Here is an 18,961-nt window from a genome sequence, read left to right as displayed (position 1 = left end):
GAGCGCCGGGCGGCCGGCCCGGCGGTGTCGACGTGCGCGTCACCTTGGGGCGGGTTTCGGCCGCTACCTACACTCACCGTGCCGCGCCCGGTGGGGGCGCCACAGACGGGAGACGGCGTGAACGAGGACCTGCTGCTGACGCTGATCCGCATCGGCGGGGCCGTGACGCTGGTCGCGGTGGTCGGCACGCTGGCCGCCCGTCGGGTGCAGTTCCTCTACGGGCTGGTGAAGGTGGCCCGGCCGATGCCCGAGCGGGTGACCCGCGACGCCGTGATGGGCAACGTCAAGTACCTGTTCACCAAGATCCTCGGCCAGCAGAAGCTGCTGCGCTGGTCGCTGCCGGGCATCGCCCACTTCTTCGTGTTCTGGGCCTTCCTCGTCATCCAGACCACCCTCATCGAGGCCGCCGGCGAGCTGTTCGACCCGACCTTCCAGATCCCGCTGCTCAACCGCATCGGGCTGTTCGGCGTCACCGCCTACGACGTGCTCGGGTTCCTCCAGGACAGCATGATCCTGCTGACCACGCTGGGCATCGCGATCTTCGCCGGTATCCGCCTCGCGCTCGACCCTCGGCGGGTCGGACGTCGCAGCCGGTTCGCCGGCTCCAACCTCAACCAGGGTTGGTGGGTGCTGATGGGCGAGTTCCTCGTCGTCTGGACGCTGCTGGTCGCCCACGGCATCCGCGCCGCGCTCGACCACGCCCCGACCGAGGCCGCGTTCCTGTCGGTCGGCATCGCGCCGATCTTCGACGGCATGAGCCCGTTCGCGCTCGAGCTGACCAGCACGATCATGCTGATCGGTCACCTCGGCATCGTCGGCTGGTTCCTGCTGTTCACCCTGAACTCCAAGCACCTCCACGTCGCGACGATCCCGTTCCAGGAGCTGTTCGCCCGCCAGCCCAAGGCGCTCGGCCCGCTGCGGACCGAGCTCATCGACATGGAGAGCATGGACGAGGACACCGTGCTCGGCGTGGGCAAGATCGAGGACTTCGGGTTCAAGCACGTGTTCGACATGTACACCTGCACCGAGTGCGGGCGCTGCCAGTCGCAGTGCCCGGCGTGGAACACCGGCAAGCCGCTGTCGCCCAAGATGCTGGTGATGGACCTGCGCGACCACCTCTACGCCAAGGGGCCGTTCCTGCTCGGCGACCAGACCGAGGAGCAGGCCGCGGACGTGCTGGACATGCAGCTCGTCGGCGACACCCCGGGGCAACAGAACGCGGTCATCGACTACGACGTGCTGTGGTCGTGCACGACGTGTGGCGCCTGCGTCGAGGAGTGCCCGGTCGACATCGAGCACGTCGACATGATCATGGACATGCGCCGCTACAAGACCATGATGGAGTCGAGCTTCCCGCAGGAGGCCGGCGTCATGCTCCGCAACGTGGAGAACGCCGGCGACCCGTGGGGCGTCGGGCAGTCCAAGCGCGAGGAGTGGACCACCAAGCTCGAGTTCGACATCCCGGTGCTCACGCCGGGCACCGAGGCACCGGCCGACGTCGAGTACCTGTTCTGGACCGGGTGCGCCGGCGCGGTCGACGACCGCTCGAAGAAGATCACCCAGGCCACGGCGCAGCTGCTGCACGACGCCGGGGTGAACTTCGCCATCCTCGGCAAGAACGAGACCTGCAACGGTGACCCCGCCCGCCGGCTGGGCATGGAGTACCTGTTCCAGATGCTGGCGATGCAGAACGTCGAGACGCTCAAGTCCGTCGGCGCCGACACCACCAACCCGCGCGCCGACGGCAACCACCTCAAGATCATCGCGTGGTGCCCGCACTGCTTCAACACGCTGAAGAACGAGTACCCCGACTTCGACGGTCACTTCGAGGTGCTGCACCACTCCGAGGTCCTCGCCCACCTCATCGACGAGGGCCGGCTGGTCGCGACCCGCGAGCTCGACGCGAAGGTCACCTACCACGACCCGTGCTACCTGGGCCGCCACAACGAGGTGTACTCGACGCCGCGCAAGGTCGTCGACGCCGTGCCGGGACTGCAGCCGACCGAGATGGGACGCTGCCGCTCCAACGGCTTCTGCTGCGGCGCCGGCGGGGCGCGCATGTGGGTCGAGGAGAACATCGGCAAGCGCGTCAACATGGAGCGCGTCGACGAGGCGCTCGAGCTCGATCCCGACCTGATCTCGACCGCGTGTCCGTTCTGCACCACGATGCTGTCCGACGGCATCGCGCAGAAGGTGCAGGAGGGCTCGCTGACCGAGGGCCAGGTCGAGGTGCTCGACATCTCCGAGGTCCTGCAGCGCGGCCGGCTGCTGCCGATGGCGGCGCAGGGGGTCGCCGGCGCGGGCGGCGGCGACGGCGCCACGCCGACGCAGGAGCCCGCCGGCCAGGCCTAGGAGGACTCCGGACGCAACGAGTGGGCCCCCGGTGTGGAGATCACCGGGGGCCCTGGTCGTCGATCCGGTACAGGGATGTCCGCGGGCGCCGGAGGGGACGTCCAACGCAGCCGGGGCGACAGCGAGGTCGCTGCCGGTTCGACGTGAAACGACGAGGTCGGATCCGGGACAGAGACCCGCTCCCCGTGTGTCACAGCGTAGCGGGCCGATAGCACCTTGTCACTAGTCAGGCAGGGCCCCGGCGTTCCGCGCTCGACGGCTGCCGCTCAGGCAGGGTCGCGCGGGTCGCGGATCCGGTTGAGGTGGTAACGCGATGCGGTGGGGCCCTGCTGGCCCTGGTACTTCGAGCCGGGGGCGCGGCTGCCGTAGGGATGCTCAGCCGGGGTGTCGAGCTGGAAGAAGGCGAACTGGGCGATCCGCATGCCGGGATAGAGCAGGATCGGCAGGGTCGCGACGTTGGACAGCTCCAGGGTCACGTCCCCCGCGAACCCGGCGTCGACGAACCCGGCGGTGCTGTGGATGACCAGGCCGAGACGGGCCAGCGAGCTCTTGCCCTCGATACGGGCGACGAGGTCGTCGGGCAGCGCGATGCGCTCGAGGGTGGAGCCGAGCACGAACTCCCCCGGGTGCAGTACGAACGGCTCGCCGAGCGGGACCTCGACGAGGTCGGTGAGGTCGGGCTGCTCCTGGCGGACGTCGATCATCGCGTAGCGGTGGTTGGCGAACACCCGGAAGTGCGGGGCGAGCCGGACGTCGACGCTGGAGGGCTGCACCGCGCCGTCGTCGAGCGGCTCGACCACCAGCCGGCCGGTCTGCAGGGCGCTGCGGATGGAGCGGTCGGACAGGATCACGCGGACTCCAGGACGAGAGCGAGGACGGTGCCAGCACGTCGGCGCGCCCCGCGTTGCCACCGGCACGGTCGGGGCAGTACCTTCCGCAGCCGCGCGACGAGTCGGTTCCTGCGATCCAGGACCCTCGAGCGCGACCCGCGGGTGTAGCTCAATGGTAGAGCCCCAGCTTCCCAAGCTGGTGACGGGGGTTCGATTCCCCTCACCCGCTCCATTCCATGGGGTCTTCGCGATAAACCCTCCAACGGTTCGCGAAATGATCGTGTGGCGGAGGACCCGGCCCTGGCGGCCGGGTCCTCGCTCGTGTAGCAGTCCGATCTCGGCTCTCGAGCTGCTGGGCGACCTACACTCGGTGTCGCACGAGGGAGGCCGAACGTGACGGCGGCCATAAGCAGGCTGGACCTTGGGGCGTACGAGGCCCCGAGGGCTGCCGCCTTGGCCGGGGTCCCGTTGAGCACGGTCTACGACTGGGCGCGCAAGGACGTCGTCGTGCCGTCCATCTCGCCATCCCGAGAGAAGCTGTGGTCCTACGGCGACCTGCTAACCCTCCGACTGGTTAGGTGGCTGCGCTCCGACAAGCCTGACGCCCGCAGGACAGCGATGGCGGAGGTCCGGGCGATGCTCGACCGGTTCGTCGATGACCTCTGGCGTGAGGCCGCATCCGGCCACGCTCGCCCCACCATCGCCGTCGACGCCTCTGGTCACGTCTTCCACGTCGAGCGCTCGGAAAACGTCAGCGGGCAGCGCGCCTTCGACGATGCCCTGGATCTCTTCGCGCCGTTCGAGGATGGTCCGGACCTCCGCGAGCCTGACGCACATCTGCGCATCGTGCCCGGCCGATGCGCTGGCGAGCCGCACCTGCTCGGCACGCGCTTGACCACGCGGACGATCGCCGCGCTGGCAGAGCGCGGGTACGACCTGGACACGATCGCGGCCCTCTACCCGGACGAGGATGTCGACGCCCTGGCCGAAGCGCTGAGCTTCGAGCAGCGGCTGGCGCGCGCTGCGAGCTGATGGCGGCCGCCACGCCCGTCGCTCTCGACCACAACTTCCCTGAGCCGTTGCTGCGCGGCGTTGAGAGGTGGATTCCAGAGTTCGCCTTCCACTGGATCAAAAGCCTGCCGCCTCATGACCTCAACCGGTTGGAAGACCACGATCTCGTCTACGAGCTGCACCGTCGCGCGTTCCCAGTGATGGCCACGAACAACCACAAGATGCTCGACGACAAGCGGGTCCTCGTCGCCGTCGAGCAGACGCGCCTCACCGTCGTCGCCATCGAAGGCGCGGGCGACGATCCGGTCTTCGCGACCGGGGTGCTCCTCCGCGACCTCCGCGACGTACTCAAGGGCAACACGCCGCAGGGGATGTACGTGCGGATCAAGCCTTCCCGCGTGAGGCTCAGGCGCGCGAAAACGCGACTGACCGACGAACTCGGAGTCGACTGGGCAGAAGCCAAGGCGGACTTCGGTCGGCCCTTCGGTGATCGGCAGGAGTACCCGCCCGGCCACGACTACCGGGTGCGGTGACAGGCGCACCAGTGGCCTGATCTCAGGACTCGGCACCATCGGTCGGTCGGGCCGAGACGTTCAAGCGTCTGGGACGACCGATCGAGTTCGTCCTCGGTGAACTGGTCCGGGGCCGCGGGGGGCAAGGCCGACGTAGGGGTCCTCGTAGACCCGACCGGGTTCGACCACGTCCCGCTCGGTCAGCTCGTCGCTGATCAGGCTGATGAACTCGATCTGGGCCCGGACAACCCGCCGTGATCGACCTGGTGCTGATCCACACCCGGGCGACTACGGTCCCCGGCACGTCCATCGAGGGGGAACCATGGCCGTCGAGTTCGGGCAACTCCGGCGTCTACCGATCCGGACAGTGTGGACCTCGGAATCGAGTGACTTCACCCCGTGGCTCGCGGCGAACCTCAACTACCTCTCCGCACAGATCGGCCTCGACCTGGAGCTGGTCGCCACCGAGGTCGCGGTCGGACCGTTCCGCGTCGACGTCGTTGCACAGATCGCCGGCACGGACGACCTGGTCGTGATCGAGAACCAGTTCGGCCCGACTGACCACGACCACCTCGGCAAGCTGCTCACCTACGCCGCCGGCCAGGAAGCCGCCTACGCCGTATGGATCGCGGAACGATTCCGGCCCGAGCACCGCTCAGCGATCGAGTGGGTCAACCACAACAGCGTCGAAGGCGTCGGGTTCTTCGGGCTGCGGATCGAAGCGCTCCAGATCGACACCTCACCGGTCGCCGTCCAGCTCACCACCGTGGTCGAGCCCGACCAGTGGGCCAAACAGGTCACGCAAGCCACCAGCACCGTCAGCGCCCGCGGCCAGCTCTACGCCGCGTTCTGGGAACCGCTGATCGAACGGCTCCAGACGACCTACCCCGGGTGGAGCAACAAGTCTGTCCCACCCAAGGACAGCTGGATGCCCATGCCATCCGGCAAGACCTACCCCTTCTACTCCATCGCGTTCACCGGCGATCGGAAGCTGCGTATCGAGCTATACGTCGACGGACCGAACGAGCAAGCACAGCAACACCTCTGGGAGCAGCTCGCCAGCGTCCGGGAGCAGATCAACGCGACACTGCCCGGCCTCGACTGGGACGCCATCCCCAACAAGCGCGCGTCACGCATCTCGCTGTACGCACCGTTCGACGACGCCAGCGTCGACAACGAAGACCAGTGGGACACTCACCGCGACTGGATCGTCACCAACCTCGGGGCCTTCCGCGACGCGTTCCAACCCCACATCGATCAGCTCACGCCCTACGTCCCACCCGTTCCCGCCGGCGACCCTGCCGGGTGAGCCCGACGCCAGTCATCTGGCCCAGGACGTCGGAAACCGGTAGCGAAAAGAACGTGAGGTAACTCGACCGGAACCGTAGGGCGACCCTCCGACAGGCTCCTCAAAACCCCACAGAAGCCCCGCTACCTACCCCACCGGCCTTTTCGCCAACACCCCTCCATCCATCCATCTCCATTCTCCCATCCATCTCCGTTGGCACTCCTCGGGCGTGGAACCGGAGCGCCCCTGTCGGCCTGGTGTCGGGTGCCTGCTCACTCAGGTGGGGCGCGTTCTCGTCGGGATGCGCAGACAGCCACCGAGGTGGTCATCGCTCCGGCGTCCTCGCGGCCCAGTGCCGGCCGCCCCGGCGCGCCGTCGCTGATCCACGCGTGGACCGCCGTCGCTTCATGGAGGGGCGGTGACCGCGTCGCGTCCCCTCGCCGTCGGCTTTGATGGGTGGCCGCGCAGCACCCGACGACGAACGGGGAACCGGTGGTCGGGAAGAAGAGCGGCGAGGCAGCACGTTCCCTCGCGGCGTCCGGTGCTGAGGCCACCGCCGACGACGCGACCGGCGAGGCGGCCCACGCCGCTGGCGGCACGCTGCGCAACGTCGTCCGTTGGGTGCTCGGCGGGTTCCTGACCTTCGCGGGGACCAGCCACCTCACCATCGGTCGCGAGGAGTTCCAGGCCCAGGTCCCCGAGTGGGTGCCGGTCGACCAGGACCTGGTGGTGCTCGGCTCCGGCTTCGCCGAGATCGCGCTCGGGCTGGCCCTGCTCTCCGGACGCAAGCGTCCCCAGGTCGGGTGGGTCACCGCCGCGTTCTTCGTGGCGATCTTCCCGGGCAACATCGCGCAGTACCTCGAAGGCACCGACGGCTTCGGGCTGGACACCGACCAGGCCCGCTTCGTGCGTCTGTTCTTCCAGCCGGTGCTGGTCGCCTGGGCGCTCTGGTCGACCGGGGCGTGGCGGACCTGGCGCGCACGGCGACGCTGACCGCCCCTGCCGCGCGGTCAGCAGCGGGCGGCGAGGCGAGTCTCCGCCCGGCCCGTCAGGCGTACCTCCGCACCGGGGTCACGCCGGTTCGCGACGCGGAGACGGAAGACCGATCCGGCGCAGCGCCATGCGCTTGACCGGCCGCCCCGGCCGGTGTATCGAGGAGCAGAGCAGGTGGGCTCACGGGGGCGCGGACGTGCGTCGGCACGCGCCGGACCCGCGGGTCCGTGGACGTTGACCGAGGAGGTCTTCGAGATGCACCGACGGCGTGCCGTGATCGCCCTGACCGCGGGCGTGCTCGCCCTGATCCCGATGGCCGCGCACGCGGCCCCGCCGGCGCATGCGCCCGGACCCGGCTGCGCCGCGTTCGGCGGCAACGTGGCTGGGCTCGCGACCCAGCTCGGCGCCGTCTTCGGGCAGACGGCGTCGGGCGTCGCCACCTCGGGGCCGGGCGCCTTCCCGGGACTGGTGGTCGGCCCGGAGATGGACGCGCTCTGCTGAACCGCCCCGACGTGCCGTGCCGCTGGCGCATCGAGGTGGGCGGTCCGGGGGCAGCGCACTAGCGTGCCCGCCCGGGTTGGCCGCGGCACGCCACCGACCGTGCGGGTTCACGGACGCACCGGTCGGGGTCCCGAGGGATTGTCGTTCCCCCGGGGAAACCGTCGCGTCATCCGTCCGTGGGAGCCTCGTGCTCGCTCGGGCCGCCCGTCCGCCGTGCGTCGCTCCGCGTCGCGAGGGCGGGCGCGAGCACTGCCTCGAACCGTCCCCCTCCGGCCTGCCGGGCCGGAGCCACGAAGGAATCCTCGGTGACCACTTCCTCCCGACGTCGGGTCCCCGGTGTCACGGCGTTCGCCGTGCTGCTGGCGCTCCTGCTCGGCGCTCCCGCGCTGGCGCAGCCGACCAATCCACGGGCCGTGCAGAACCACACGGCCGAGATCACGCTGATGGCCACGGCCGACGTGCACGGCCGCGTGCTGAACGTCGACTACCTCAACGACCGCCCCTTCACGCCGGCCCGCGGCTTCAGCCGCCTCTCGTCACTGGTGAACGAGGTCCGGGCCGAGAAGGGCGCCGAGCAGACGCTGCTGCTCGACATCGGTGACTCGATCCAGGGCACCGTGCTCGGCGCCTACTACGCCCGACGTGAGCCGACTGCCGATGGCGTGCCGAACCCGGTCGCCACGGCGATGAACGCGATCGGCTACGACGCGATGGTGGTGGGCAACCACGAGTTCAACTTCGGCCTGCCCCACCTGTACGCCTTCCGCGACCAGCTCGACGCGCCGCTGCTCGGCGCCAACGTGCTCGAGGCCGGGACGGACCGTCCGGCGTTCGAGCCCTACGTGATCGAGACCGTCAACCTGCGGGGGCACAAGCCGATCAAGGTCGGCGTGCTCGGCCTCACCACCCCGGGCAGCGCCCTGTGGGACCGCACCCACGTCGAGGGCCAGCTCGACTTCGTCGACGGCCTCGAGACCGCCAAGGCCTACGTGCCCCGTCTGCGTGCCGCCGGCGCCGACGTCGTCGTCGCCGCCATCCACGCCGGCATGGGCTCGGGCTCGTCCTACGGCGACCTGCTGCCGCACCCGGAGAACTTCGGCCGCGCGGTCGCCGAGCAGGTGCCGGGCATCGACGTCGTCCTGCCGGCGCACTCGCACACCCGCATCGACGAGCAGTTCGTCACCAACCAGCAGACCGGCGAGCGGGTCCTGGTCACCCAGCCGGGCTCCCACGGGCAGCACCTGAGCGTCGCCGACCTCCAGCTGCGCATGGTCCGCGGGCAGTGGACGGTCGTCTCCAAGCGGGCCGAGACCCGCGCGGCCGACACCGTCGCCGACGATCCCGCGATCGTCGACCTGGTCGCCGAGCAGCACCAGCGGGTCGTCGACTACGTCAACGCGCCGATCGGGACGTCCCTCGAGCGGCTGTCGATGGAGGCCGCCGACTACCTCGACGTGCCGATCATGGACCTGATCAACACCGTGCAGGCCGAGGCCGTCGAGGCCGGCATCGCGGGCACCGCGTGGGCGGACCTGCCGGTGCTGTCGATCACCGCCCCGCTGGCCCGCAGCGCCGCCATCCCGCAGGGGAACGTGTCGGTCCGTGACGTCGCGGCCGTCTACGTCTACGAGAACACCCTGCGTGGCGTCGTGCTCGACGGCCAGCAGGTCGCCGACTACCTCGAGTCGTCCGCCGCGTACTTCCGGCAGGTCGACTCGTCCGGCCCCCACCGACGTGCCCAGGTGGCCGGCACCGTCCCGACCTACTGCTACGACGTCATCGACGGGGTGTCCTACGACATCGACCTGTCGCGTCCCGTCGGGCAACGGATCACGAACCTGACCTTCGACGGCGAGCCCATCGACCCGCAGGCCGAGTTCGTCCTGGCGATCAACAACTACCGCCACGGCGGTGGCTGCGGCCACCCGCACGTGACCGACGCGCCGATCGCCTTCTTCGGCAACCCGGACGTCCAGGACCTCCTGATCGAGTGGATCCAGTCCCGTGACGTCGTCGACCCGGCCGACTTCGCCAGCATCGACTGGCGCCTGGTCCACCAGGGCACCCCGGTCACGGTCGTCCCGTGACCTGAAACCAGCACCAGCGCGAGCGAGGGGGCGGCCCGTGCCGCCCCCTCGTCGTGTCCGGGGCATCCGTCGCCGGCGCCCCGCCGGCCACGCACCGCCGCCCACGACCCGCCCGGTGGGACCTGGCAGGGTCAGCGGTCGGGCGGCGGACGGTCGGCGGGTGCACGGCGTCGGCGGGAGCGGGTCAGCGACGGCCGCAGCACGGCGCCGAGCAGTGCGCCGGCGACCACGCCGGCGGTGTTGAGCACCAGGTCGTCGACGTTGGTCACCCGATCGGGATGCGCCAGTTGCAGCACCTCGACGGTGAACGACACGGCCGTGCCGCACGCGATCGCCGCGCCGATCCGCGCCCTGGCCCCCCGTAGGACCAGCAGCAGCCCGACCGGGGCCAGCAGCAGGACGTTGACGAGCGCGTAGATGCCCGGCGCGCCGGCCAGCCGCTCGAGCGGTGTGAGCACCACCTCCGGTGTCCCGGCCAGCATCCCGAAACGCGACAACGGCGTGAGGGTGGCCACCGCGACCATGCCGAGCCACCCCACGAGCAGCCCGTCGAACCACGCGTCGGCCGGGACCGGTTCCGCGCCCGGCGCGTCGGCCGCGGCGCGCCGTCGGGACAGCAGCGCGCCGACGAGGGCACCCAGCAGCAGCGCCGCCAGCACGGCGCCCACGAGGCTCAAGGGACGGGGCACGGGCGTCGGATCTCCACCCGGCGCGGGACGGGCGGGGCGCCGGCGGCGCGCACGCTACCGACGCGCCGTGGCGGACAACGGCCGTCCCGTACCGGCGATGGACGCCTGACCAACCACGGCCCTGGCTACAGTACTCGGCGGGCCCGTCGAGACCACTGCGGGTCCGGTCCGGAGCCGGGTTGACCGTGCAACGCACCAGGCGAAGCGTCCACGAACGCCGCGAGGAACTCGTCGACGCGACCTTGGCGATCCTCGCGACCGAGGGACTCTCGGCCGCCACGACCCGTCGGATCACCGACGAGGCCGACATGGCGCTGGGCGCCTTCCACTACGCCTTCCGCTCCAAGGACGAGCTGCTGCGGGCCGTCATCGAGCGCATGGCCAACCAGATCGACGCCGCCCTGCGGGCGGCCGTCGCCGCCGACGGCGCGAACCTGACAAGCGCGCTCGAGGCGATCGTGCAGGCCTACTGGGACTACGTCGAGGGCACGCCGCACGTCCAGCTGGCCCAGTTCGAACTCACGATCCACGCCCTGCGTGACCCGGAGCTCAAGCCTCTGGCCGCCTGGCACTACGAACGCCTCGCGGCGACCGTCTCGTCGGTGATCGAGTCCGTCCCCGGCGCCCCCGACGACGCCGAACGCGAGGCACTGGCCCGCTACCTGCTGGCCACGATGGACGGCCTCATCCTGCACCACTGCGTCCAGGACGACCTGGACTCGGCCCGCCGACGGCTGCAGCGTCACCTCGCGACGCTGCATGCCGCGCCGTGGGCGGCGTCACCGCGACCCGTCTGAGGGTCGCCGGGTCGGACCGGTCCGGACCGACCGGGCGGAGCAACCGGTGCGCAGCACGCAGCCGCCGCCCGGCCCGACGCTCACAGGCCCATGCTGCGGCCGATGATCTCCTGCATGATCTCGTTGGTGCCGCCGTAGATCCGCTGCACCCGCGCGTCGACGTAGGCCCGGGCGACCGGGTACTCGCGCATGTAGCCGTACCCGCCGTGCAGCTGCACGCACCGGTCGACGACGCGACCGAGCAGCTCGGTGGTCCAGAACTTGGCCATGGCCGCCTCGTCCACCGTCAGGCGGCCCTCGGTGTGCAGCTCGAGACAGCGGTCGACGAACTGCTGGCCGACCGTGACCTCGGTGTGCAGCTCGGCGAGCACGAACCGGGAGTGCTGGAAGGAGCCGATCGGCCGCCCGAACGCCTCGCGTTGGCGGCAGTACTCGACCGTCTGCGCCAGCGTGGCCGCCGCGGAGGCGATCGCCCCGATCGCGATGGACAGCCGCTCCTGCGGCAGCGCCTGCATCAGATAGGCGAAGCCGTGACCCTCCTCCCCCAGCAGGTTGTCGGCCGGGACCCGGACGTCGTCGAAGAACAGCTCGGCGGTGTCCTGGGCGTGCAGACCGATCTTCTCCAGCTTGCGTCCACGGGTGAAGCCGGGCATGCCCTCCTCGACCACCAGCAGGCTCATCCCGCCGTGCCCGGCCGCCGGGTCGGTCTTGGCGACCACGAGCACGAGGTCGGCCAGGATCCCGTTGGTGATGAACGTCTTGGCACCGTCGAGGCGGTAGCTGCCGTCGGGCTGGCGCATCGCGGTCGTGGCGACACCGGCGAGGTCCGAGCCCGTCCCCGGCTCGGTCATCGCGATGGCGCTGATCGTCTCGCCGGCCGCCATGGCGGGGAGCCAGCGCTGCCGCTGCTCGTCGCTGGCGTGGGCGAGCAGGTAGGGCACCACGACGTCGTTGTGCAGCGGGAAGCCGACCCCGCTCGCGCCCACCCGCGACAGCTCCTCGGTGACGACCGCGTTGTAGCGGAAGTCGGCGACACCACCCCCGCCGTACGCCTCGGGCACGTCGGTGCACAGCAGACCCAGCGCACCGGCCCGCTTCCACAGTTCACGCGGCACCAGGCCGTCGCGTTCCCACTCGGCGTGGTGGGGCGCCACCTCCTGGTCGACGAAGCGGGCCACCGTGGCGCGGAACGCCTCGTGCTCGTCGGTGAAGACCCGTCGCTCCATGCGCTCGCTCCCGCCCGCCGACCGTTCCTGACGGAACGAATCGGCCGCTGTCGTTCTCCCGGCGCGGCACCGTAGCGTCCGGCCGTCCCGGCGGCGCTGTCGGGGCGCACGGTTTGCGACGTCCCATTGGCGTGGCGGCCCGTCGGGACTAGGAACGCCGGGTACGGGAGAGCTTCCGTCGTCGTCCGAGAGGGATCGATCCGTGTCCATACGCCGTCTGGTGGCCGCAGGTGCCGCCACGATGCTTCCGTTGTCCGTGCTCGCCGCCGCACCCGTGGCCGCACAGGAGCCCACCGCCCTCGACGCCCAGGTCGCGCCGCGTGCCGCCGAGCAGCGCGGTCCGGCGCTGGGTCGTCCCGGCGCCTGGCGCCCCGAACCGGCCACGCCACGTGCGCCGCTGACGGGGCAGCCGCGCAACGACGTGATCGAGGACGTCCCGGTCGTGCCGGGTGACGCCTCGATCCCGCTCAACCTGATCCCGTACCACGAGATCCCGGCCAAGTTGCGCGAGCTGCAGGCCAGCGAGCGGGTCTCGGTCGAGATCATCGGCCAGTCCACCCAGGGACGTGACCTGCACCTCGCGGTCGCGACCTCCCCGATGACCGACGCCGAGTGGCAGACCTGGCAGGAACTGTCGGACCTGCGCACCGAGGACCCCGACGCAGCCATCGCGCTGCTCGAGGCCGGCGGCTACGACGACTGGAAGTCGCCGCTGCTGGTCAACAACAACATCCACGGCAACGAGTGGGAGGGCACCGACGCTTCGCTGCAGGTGCTCGAGGAGCTCGCCTTCTCCGACGACCCCGAGGTGGGTGCACTCCTCGACGAGCACGTGCTCGCGTTCGTGATCACCAACAACCCCGACGGCCGCGTCAACGCCACGCGGGCGAACGCCGCCGGCTTCGACATGAACCGTGACCACATCACGCAGTCGCAGCCCGAGACGCGCGTGATCCGTGACCAGATCATCCGCTACGACCCGCTGACGTTCCTCGACCAGCACGGTTACGTCGGCTGCACCCTGATCGAGCCGACGACCGGCCCGCACGGCGACAACTACGAGTACGACCTCTACATCCGTCAGGCGCTGCGCAACGCCCTGGCGATGGAGCAGGCCGTGGTCGCGCTCGGCGAGACCCGCGCCGGCGTCACCTGCAACGACGGCCAGGGAGGCCAGCGCACCCGCATCCCGTACCGCGACAACACCACCGGTTGGGACGACTGGCCGCCGATCTTCACCCCGATGTACGCCATGTACCACGGCGTGGTCGGTCACACGATCGAGTTCCCGCTCAACCCGCGCGGCGTGTCCAACGTCGCCGACCGGCACGATCGCACCCGCATCAACACCGCGGTCGCGCGCGCCACGATCGAGGGCAACTTCGCCTACGTCAACGCCAACCGCCTCGAGGTCCTCGCCGACCAGCTCGAGCTGTACCGGCGCGGCGTCCACGGTGAGCCGCTGCGGCCGATCGACGACCCGCGCGCGCTCGAACTGGCCGCCGGCGCCAACGCCGAGACGGTCGAGATCGAGCTCCCCCGGGCCTACGTGATCCCCGTCGGGGACGACCAGCGCAGCGACCCGGCCGCGGCCCGGCTCGTGCAGTTCCTGCTCGACAACGACGTCGAGGTGCACCGCGTCGCGCGTCCGGCGGCCATCGGCGGCACCCGCTACCCGGCCGGCACCTACGTCGTCGACCTGCACCAGGCCAAGCGGGGGCTGGCCAACACGATCCTCGACGTCGGCCGTGACGTCACCGAGGACTACCCGACGATGTACGACATCTCGGCGTGGAGCCTCGGGGAGCTGTGGGGTGCCAGCGTCGAGCGGGTCGACTCGGGCTCGCTTCCCGACGCCGCACTGCAGCCGGTGCAGGTCCCGACCGTGACCGGCTCGGTGTTCCCCGGCAACCGGTCGCACTGGGGTCTGCGCGTCGACGGCGCCCAGGGCGTGCAGGCGGTCAACTACCTGCTCGAGCAGGGGGTCTCGCTGTCGCGGACGCCCGACGGGACCTTCGTCGTGCCCGGCTCGGCGCGAGCCCACGCGCAGACGGCCGCCAACCGCTTCGGCGTCGCCTTCGACCTGATCAGCCCCCGGGCCATCCGTGAGGCCCAGCCGTTCGACACCTTCCGCGTCGGTGCGAGCGGACTGTTCGACGAGGTGTACTCGCTGCGTCGCATGGGCTTCGACGTCACCCCGATCTCGCACGCCGGGTTCAACAACGGCACCTACGCCTTCGACGACTTCGACGCGCTGTTCGTCAGCACGTCGACGTTCAACCCGACCAACCTCGACGCGACCCGGCAGGCCGCGTTCGAGGCCTGGTTGGGTGCCGGCGGCAGCGTCGTCGGACGCGGCAGCAACGGCGTGCTGTTCAACAACCGCGCGTCCCTGCTCGACGTCACGGTGGCCAACGGCCCCAACGGCGCCAACGGCATCGTCGAGGTGGTCAACGACCCCGCCTCGCAGGTGACCGCCGACGCGGGGCCGCGCTCGTTCGTGAGCGCGCCGCGCTGGTTCACCGCGGTGGGCGACGGCGTCCAGGTCGACCAGCGACTGGCCGACGGCGACTTCTTCCTCGCCGGCCACTGGATCGGGCAGGAGGCAGCCTCCGGACAGCCGGTCGTCGTCAGCGGCACCGCACGTGGCGCCGAGGTGACCCTGTTCCTGACCGAGCCGCTGTACCGCACGCACCCGGAGGGCCTGTTCACCCAGGTCGCCGAGGCGCTGTGGTCCGCGGCCGACTGAGCCACCCGGTACGGAACAGGGCCCGGCGCACGTCGCCTGGCCCTGTCCCGTTCGCACCGGACACGCGACGCCAGCGATCACCGCGCCTCGGCGCGCATCCGTGGAGTCGTGGAACGTCCTGGTCCTTCCACGACTCCACAGCTCGCGCCGGCGGGGCCGGGGAAGACACGACGCGACGACCCCGGCAGCCGTCGCGGTGCTCCGCCCGTGCAGGGTCAGATCAGGCCGTTGCGCTGCAGGACGACCACGCCGATGGCCGCGAGCACCGACCCGACACCGACGCGACTCCACAGGGCGATCAGGCGACCTCGAGGCACGGTCTCGCCCGCCTCGGCGCCCGGGAACTCCCCGGTCCGTCGGTACCGGAGCAGGGCCGCCAGCGTTCCCAGTGCCATCGCCGCGCCGACGGCAGCGAAGCTGCCGACGAGCAGGAAGGACCAGGACGGGTCACTCATGGACGCACTTCCGGGTGGCGACCGGGACGCACGAGTCTACGGTGAGCGGCCAGATCCCACGACCCCGGAGAGACGCATGCGCGGACGACCGATGCTCGCCCTGGTCGCGGCGGTGACGCTGGCCGCGGCCGCCTGTGGCGGTCCCGAACCCGCCGACCAGCCCCCGACCGGCTTCGACGAGAGCGCGCCCGAGGCCACTGATCCCGCTCCCGGTGAGGATCAGGACGAGCAGGGCGCGGAGGAGGACTTCCGCCCGCTCGACGGTGACCCAGAGGAGGTCGCGATCCGCGACGCCGCCGATCGCGCGGGGGTGGACCTCGGCGAGGTCGAGGTCGTCACCAACGAGCCCGTGACCTGGTCCGACGGCTCGCTCGGCTGCCCCGAGGACGGGCAGATGTACACGCAGGCGCTCGTGGAGGGTTACCGGATCGTCGTGGAGGCGGGCGGCGAGACGCTGCACTACCACGGACAGGCCGGCGAGGCACCCACCCACTGCGCCGAGCCGACCGATCCCGCCGAGACCGGTGACGCCACCGTCGAGGAGTGAGCCCCGAGGGCGCCGCTGCGGCCCTAGTTGAGCGACGGGTCGTCCGGGTAGGTCGAGAACAGCGCCAGCTCGCCCGGCTGCCGGCGCAGGACGTCCTGCCACAGCCGTTGCGGGTCGGCCGTGAACACGTCACGGGGGTCGGCGTCGAGGGTGAACCAGGCGCCGGCGTCGACCTCCAGCTCGAGCTGTCCGGGCCCCCAGCCGGCATAGCCGGCGAACACCCGCACCCGCTCGAGCTCGACGGCCGCGAGCACGGGATCGGTGTCGAGGTCGACCAGCCGGATGCGGTCCAGCCGGGGAGAGAGCCCCTCGTCGGCCGGGACCGCGGCGGTCGCGCGGCCGAGCGCGACGATCGCATTGGGTTCGACCGGTCCCCCGCCGAACACCACGGGTGGGCTGGCCACCAGATCACGCCAGCCGGGCAGCATCGCGTCGTCGACCGTGAGGTCGGACGCGCGGTTGAGGACCACGCCGAGCGCGCCGTCGGGGTCGTGGTCGAGCACGAGCACGACCGCCCGCTCGAAGTTCGGGTCGTCGAGCGCGGGCGTGGCGACCACCAGTCGGCCGGTCTGCCAGTCGTGCATGGGGCGATCCTCCTGCCCCCGCACCGTACCGTCGGCGTCGACCGTGGCGCGCCTGCGGACCGGGGTCGACCGGCGGCGTCGACCCCGGCCGACCGGTGCAGCCGACACCGCGCCCCCGACGGACCGGTGCAGCCGACACCGCGCCCGGCCGTCCGGATCAGCGGATGGCGTCGCCGAGCACCTCGACGAGGCGGTCGACCTCGGCCTCGGTGACCACCAGCGGCGGGGCGAGCCGCACGGTGGTCTCGTGGGTGTCCTTGGCGAGCACGCCGGCCGCGAGCATGCGCTCGCACACGGTGCGTGCCGGCAGCCCGGGCACGAGCTCGATGCCCGCCCACAGGCCGATGGTGCGCACCTCGGCGATGCGGTCGCCCGGCAGGGAGCGCAGGCCGGCGTCGAGGCGGGCACCGAGCTCGCGGCCGCGGGCCTGGAACTCCCCGGTCTCGAGCAGCGCGATGACGGCACGGGCGACCGCACACGCCAGCGGGTTGCCACCGAACGTGCTGCCGTGCGAGCCGGGGGTGAACACGTCCATCAGCTCGCGCCGCGCCGCGATCGCGCTGACGGGCACGACGCCGCCGCCCAGCGCCTTGCCGAGCAGGTACACGTCGGGGCGAACGTCCTCGAGTTCGCACGCGAACGTGGTGCCGGTGCGGCCGAGACCGGACTGGATCTCGTCGGCGAGCAGGAGCACGTCGTGCTCGGCGGTCAGGCGGCGGACCTCGCGCAGGTACCCGCTGGGTGGGATCCGGATGCCGGCCTCGCCCTGGATCGGTTCGAGCAGCACGGCGACGGTCGTGTCGTCGATCGCGGCCTCGAGCGCGGCGGCGTCCCCGAACGGCACGGTCCGGAACCCCGCGGGGAACGGCCCGAAGTCCTCGCGGGCGTCGGGGTCGGTCGAGAAGCCGACGACGGTGGTGGTGCGACCGTGGAAGTTGTCCTCGGCGACCACGATCGTGGCCTGGTCGCGCGGCACGCCCTTGACGCGGTAGCCCCAGCGGCGGGCGAGCTTGATGGCGGTCTCGACCGCCTCCGCGCCGGTGTTCATCGGCAGCACCGCGTCCATGCCGGTGAGACGGGCCAGGTCGGCGGTGAACGGCGCGAACTGGTCGTGGTGGAAGGCCCGACTGGTCAGCGTGACCCGACGCAGCTGCTCCTCGGCGGCCGCGATCAGCGCCGGGTGCCGGTGCCCGAAGTTGAGCGCCGAGTAGCCGGCCAGCGCGTCGAGGTAGCGACGCCCGTCGACGTCGGTCACCCAGGCACCGTCGGCCTCGGCGACCACCACCGGCAGCGGGTGGTAGTTGTGGGCCGAGTGGGCCTCGAGCGCGTGCAGGTCGGTGGTCGCGGTGGTCATGCGGACTCCTCGGTCACCCCGGGCGCGGGGCGCAACTCCGTCGCCCCGGGCGCGGGGCGCAACTCCGTCGCCCCGGGCGCGGGGCGCAACTCCATCGTGCAGCACTTCACGCCGCCGCCGGACTTGCGGAACTCGGACAGGTCGACGGGGATGGGGACGAAGCCCCGGGCGGCCAGCTGCCCGATCAGGGAGGTCGCCTCGTGGGCGACCACGACGTGGCGGCCGTCGCTGACCGCGTTGCAGCCGAGCACCAGCGCGTCGTGCTCGTCGGCCAGGACGGCGTCGGGCCAGCGCCGCTCGAGCTCGGCCCGTCCCGCCGCGTCGAAGGCACCGGGGTAGTAGGCGACGTTGTCGTCGTCGAGCGCGAACACGGCCACGTCGAGGTGGTAGAAGCGCGGGTCGTCGAGTTGGAGCGAGACGACCTCCCGGCCGGTGAGGCGGGCGAGCTCGTCGTGGGCCCGACGGTCGGTGCGGAAGCCGGTCCCCGCCAGGATGGTGTCGCCGACGACGACGTAGTCACCCTCGCCCTCGTTGACGTGGGTCGGCTCGTGCACCACCTCGACACCGGCGGCGAACAGCGCCTCGCGGTAGAGGACGGCCTCGGGGCCGCGTTCGGCGGTGGCGAACCTCGCGCCGACGGCGATCCCGCCGACGACGACACCACCGTTGGCCGCGAACACCATGTCGGGCAGGCCGGGGCCGGGCGTGGCACGGACGACGTCGTGGCCGAGGCTCTCGTAGACCGCGACGAGGTCCTCCCACTGACGCATCGCGAGCGCGGTGTCGACGGGCCGGGACGGATCCATCCACGCGTTGATGGCGTAGACGACGTCGAACTCGGTCGGTGGCGTCATCAGGAACCGACGGCGGGTCGCCCGCCGGTCGGTGGACTCGGGCGCCGGCTGCGTGGTAGTGGTCGGCGCGCCGGTGATCGCGCGAGCGGTGTCGGGTACGGCGGGCGTGGTCACGGGCACACCTCCTCGACG

Annotated in this window: 17 protein-coding genes and 1 tRNA gene; 11 read left to right on the top strand and 7 right to left on the bottom strand. The window is 71.3% G+C overall.

From position 1 onward, the window contains the following. Positions 1-117: 117 nt before the first annotated feature. The gene (locus ELR47_RS02000; RefSeq protein WP_205745394.1) at positions 118-2,352 is read left to right on the top strand and encodes a (Fe-S)-binding protein; all 2,235 of its coding nucleotides are present in this window, start codon (positions 118-120) and stop codon (positions 2,350-2,352) included. 266 nt (positions 2,353-2,618) lie between these two features. Here the strand turns inward: ELR47_RS02000 and dcd are convergent, their stop codons facing one another. Next, positions 2,619-3,203: a dCTP deaminase gene (gene dcd / locus ELR47_RS01995; protein WP_130648367.1), complete on the bottom strand. Its 585-nt coding sequence runs from the start codon at positions 3,201-3,203 to the stop codon at positions 2,619-2,621. Between the two features lie 137 nt (positions 3,204-3,340). Here dcd and ELR47_RS01990 point away from each other — a divergent pair. From ELR47_RS01990 to ELR47_RS01960, 7 genes are all read left to right on the top strand, one after another. Continuing rightward, a tRNA-Gly gene (locus tag ELR47_RS01990) sits at positions 3,341-3,414 on the top strand. A gap of 236 nt (positions 3,415-3,650) precedes the next feature. Further along, positions 3,651-4,214 carry a DUF433 domain-containing protein gene (locus ELR47_RS01985; RefSeq protein ID WP_130648366.1) on the top strand — a complete coding sequence of 188 codons (564 nt, stop codon included), beginning with the start codon at positions 3,651-3,653 and terminating at the stop codon, positions 4,212-4,214. Beyond that, entirely contained in the window at positions 4,214-4,726 is a 513-nt protein-coding gene (locus tag ELR47_RS01980; RefSeq protein ID WP_130648365.1) for a hypothetical protein, read from the top strand. Before ELR47_RS01985 ends, ELR47_RS01980 begins: the two co-directional genes overlap by 1 nt. Before the next feature lie 301 nt (positions 4,727-5,027). Next, positions 5,028-6,014 (top strand): DUF4268 domain-containing protein, encoded by a 987-nt coding sequence (locus tag ELR47_RS01975; protein ID WP_165403792.1) that lies wholly within the window; start codon positions 5,028-5,030, stop codon positions 6,012-6,014. A 579-nt stretch (positions 6,015-6,593) separates the two neighbouring features. Further along, positions 6,594-6,986 (top strand): DoxX family protein, encoded by a 393-nt coding sequence (locus ELR47_RS01970; protein WP_130651167.1) that lies wholly within the window; start codon positions 6,594-6,596, stop codon positions 6,984-6,986. A gap of 255 nt (positions 6,987-7,241) precedes the next feature. Next, complete coding sequence (locus ELR47_RS01965) at positions 7,242-7,487, top strand: hypothetical protein (RefSeq protein WP_130648363.1); 246 nt, start codon at positions 7,242-7,244, stop codon at positions 7,485-7,487. A 305-nt stretch (positions 7,488-7,792) separates the two neighbouring features. After that, on the top strand, positions 7,793-9,574 hold the full coding sequence (locus ELR47_RS01960; protein WP_130648362.1) for a bifunctional metallophosphatase/5'-nucleotidase: 1,782 nt from the start codon (positions 7,793-7,795) through the stop codon (positions 9,572-9,574). 131 nt (positions 9,575-9,705) lie between these two features. On the opposite strand, the gene ELR47_RS01955 is transcribed toward ELR47_RS01960, so the two are convergent. Continuing rightward, positions 9,706-10,263, bottom strand: a complete 558-nt coding sequence (locus ELR47_RS01955) for a VanZ family protein (protein ID WP_130648361.1) — start codon at positions 10,261-10,263, stop codon at positions 9,706-9,708. 185 nt (positions 10,264-10,448) lie between these two features. On the opposite strand from ELR47_RS01955, the gene ELR47_RS01950 reads away from it, so the two are divergent. Further along, the gene (locus ELR47_RS01950) at positions 10,449-11,060 is read left to right on the top strand and encodes a TetR/AcrR family transcriptional regulator (protein ID WP_229730451.1); all 612 of its coding nucleotides are present in this window, start codon (positions 10,449-10,451) and stop codon (positions 11,058-11,060) included. 80 nt (positions 11,061-11,140) lie between these two features. Here ELR47_RS01950 and ELR47_RS01945 read toward each other — a convergent pair whose 3' ends face one another. Continuing rightward, positions 11,141-12,286 carry an acyl-CoA dehydrogenase family protein gene (locus tag ELR47_RS01945; protein WP_130648359.1) on the bottom strand — a complete coding sequence of 382 codons (1,146 nt, stop codon included), beginning with the start codon at positions 12,284-12,286 and terminating at the stop codon, positions 11,141-11,143. Between the two features lie 241 nt (positions 12,287-12,527). On the opposite strand from ELR47_RS01945, the gene ELR47_RS01940 reads away from it, so the two are divergent. Continuing rightward, positions 12,528-15,035, top strand: a complete 2,508-nt coding sequence (locus ELR47_RS01940) for a M14 family zinc carboxypeptidase (RefSeq protein ID WP_130648358.1) — start codon at positions 12,528-12,530, stop codon at positions 15,033-15,035. 215 nt (positions 15,036-15,250) lie between these two features. On the opposite strand, the gene ELR47_RS01935 is transcribed toward ELR47_RS01940, so the two are convergent. Then, positions 15,251-15,490: a hypothetical protein gene (locus ELR47_RS01935; protein WP_130648357.1), complete on the bottom strand. Its 240-nt coding sequence runs from the start codon at positions 15,488-15,490 to the stop codon at positions 15,251-15,253. Positions 15,491-15,566: 76 nt separating this feature from the next. On the opposite strand from ELR47_RS01935, the gene ELR47_RS01930 reads away from it, so the two are divergent. Continuing rightward, on the top strand, positions 15,567-16,037 hold the full coding sequence (locus tag ELR47_RS01930; RefSeq protein WP_130648356.1) for a hypothetical protein: 471 nt from the start codon (positions 15,567-15,569) through the stop codon (positions 16,035-16,037). A gap of 23 nt (positions 16,038-16,060) precedes the next feature. Here the strand turns inward: ELR47_RS01930 and ELR47_RS01925 are convergent, their stop codons facing one another. The 3 genes from ELR47_RS01925 to ddaH form a co-directional block, all read right to left on the bottom strand. After that, the gene (locus tag ELR47_RS01925; RefSeq protein WP_130648355.1) at positions 16,061-16,621 is read right to left on the bottom strand and encodes a YqgE/AlgH family protein; all 561 of its coding nucleotides are present in this window, start codon (positions 16,619-16,621) and stop codon (positions 16,061-16,063) included. Positions 16,622-16,778: 157 nt separating this feature from the next. Next, positions 16,779-17,975: an ornithine--oxo-acid transaminase gene (rocD, locus tag ELR47_RS01920; RefSeq protein ID WP_130648354.1), complete on the bottom strand. Its 1,197-nt coding sequence runs from the start codon at positions 17,973-17,975 to the stop codon at positions 16,779-16,781. Further along, complete coding sequence (gene ddaH, locus ELR47_RS01915; protein ID WP_370469400.1) at positions 17,972-18,949, bottom strand: dimethylargininase; 978 nt, start codon at positions 18,947-18,949, stop codon at positions 17,972-17,974. The genes rocD and ddaH overlap by 4 nt, the downstream gene beginning before the upstream one ends. Between the last annotated feature and the right edge of the window lie 12 nt (positions 18,950-18,961).

Origin of the sequence: Egicoccus halophilus, from assembly GCF_004300825.1 — a bacterium.
GTDB classification, from domain to species: Bacteria; Actinomycetota; Nitriliruptoria; order Nitriliruptorales; family Nitriliruptoraceae; genus Egicoccus; species Egicoccus halophilus.
Note: the sequence above shows the minus strand (reverse complement) of the source record. Positions and strands in the feature narration are given on the sequence as shown.

Excerpts from the sequence above, each read along its gene's own strand:
- ELR47_RS01980 (WP_130648365.1), top strand. The coding sequence starts at position 4,214 with ATGGCGGCCGCCACGCCCGTCGCTCTCGACCACAACTTCCCTGAGCCG.
- ELR47_RS01975 (WP_165403792.1), top strand. The coding sequence starts at position 5,028 with ATGGCCGTCGAGTTCGGGCAACTCCGGCGTCTACCGATCCGGACAGTG.
- ELR47_RS01965 (WP_130648363.1), top strand. The coding sequence starts at position 7,242 with ATGCACCGACGGCGTGCCGTGATCGCCCTGACCGCGGGCGTGCTCGCC.
- ELR47_RS01945 (WP_130648359.1), bottom strand. The coding sequence starts at position 12,286 with ATGGAGCGACGGGTCTTCACCGACGAGCACGAGGCGTTCCGCGCCACG.
- ELR47_RS01940 (WP_130648358.1), top strand. The coding sequence starts at position 12,528 with ATGCTTCCGTTGTCCGTGCTCGCCGCCGCACCCGTGGCCGCACAGGAG.
- ELR47_RS01935 (WP_130648357.1), bottom strand. The coding sequence starts at position 15,490 with ATGAGTGACCCGTCCTGGTCCTTCCTGCTCGTCGGCAGCTTCGCTGCC.
- ELR47_RS01930 (WP_130648356.1), top strand. The coding sequence starts at position 15,567 with ATGCGCGGACGACCGATGCTCGCCCTGGTCGCGGCGGTGACGCTGGCC.
- ELR47_RS01925 (WP_130648355.1), bottom strand. The coding sequence starts at position 16,621 with ATGCACGACTGGCAGACCGGCCGACTGGTGGTCGCCACGCCCGCGCTC.
- rocD (WP_130648354.1), bottom strand. The coding sequence starts at position 17,975 with ATGACCACCGCGACCACCGACCTGCACGCGCTCGAGGCCCACTCGGCC.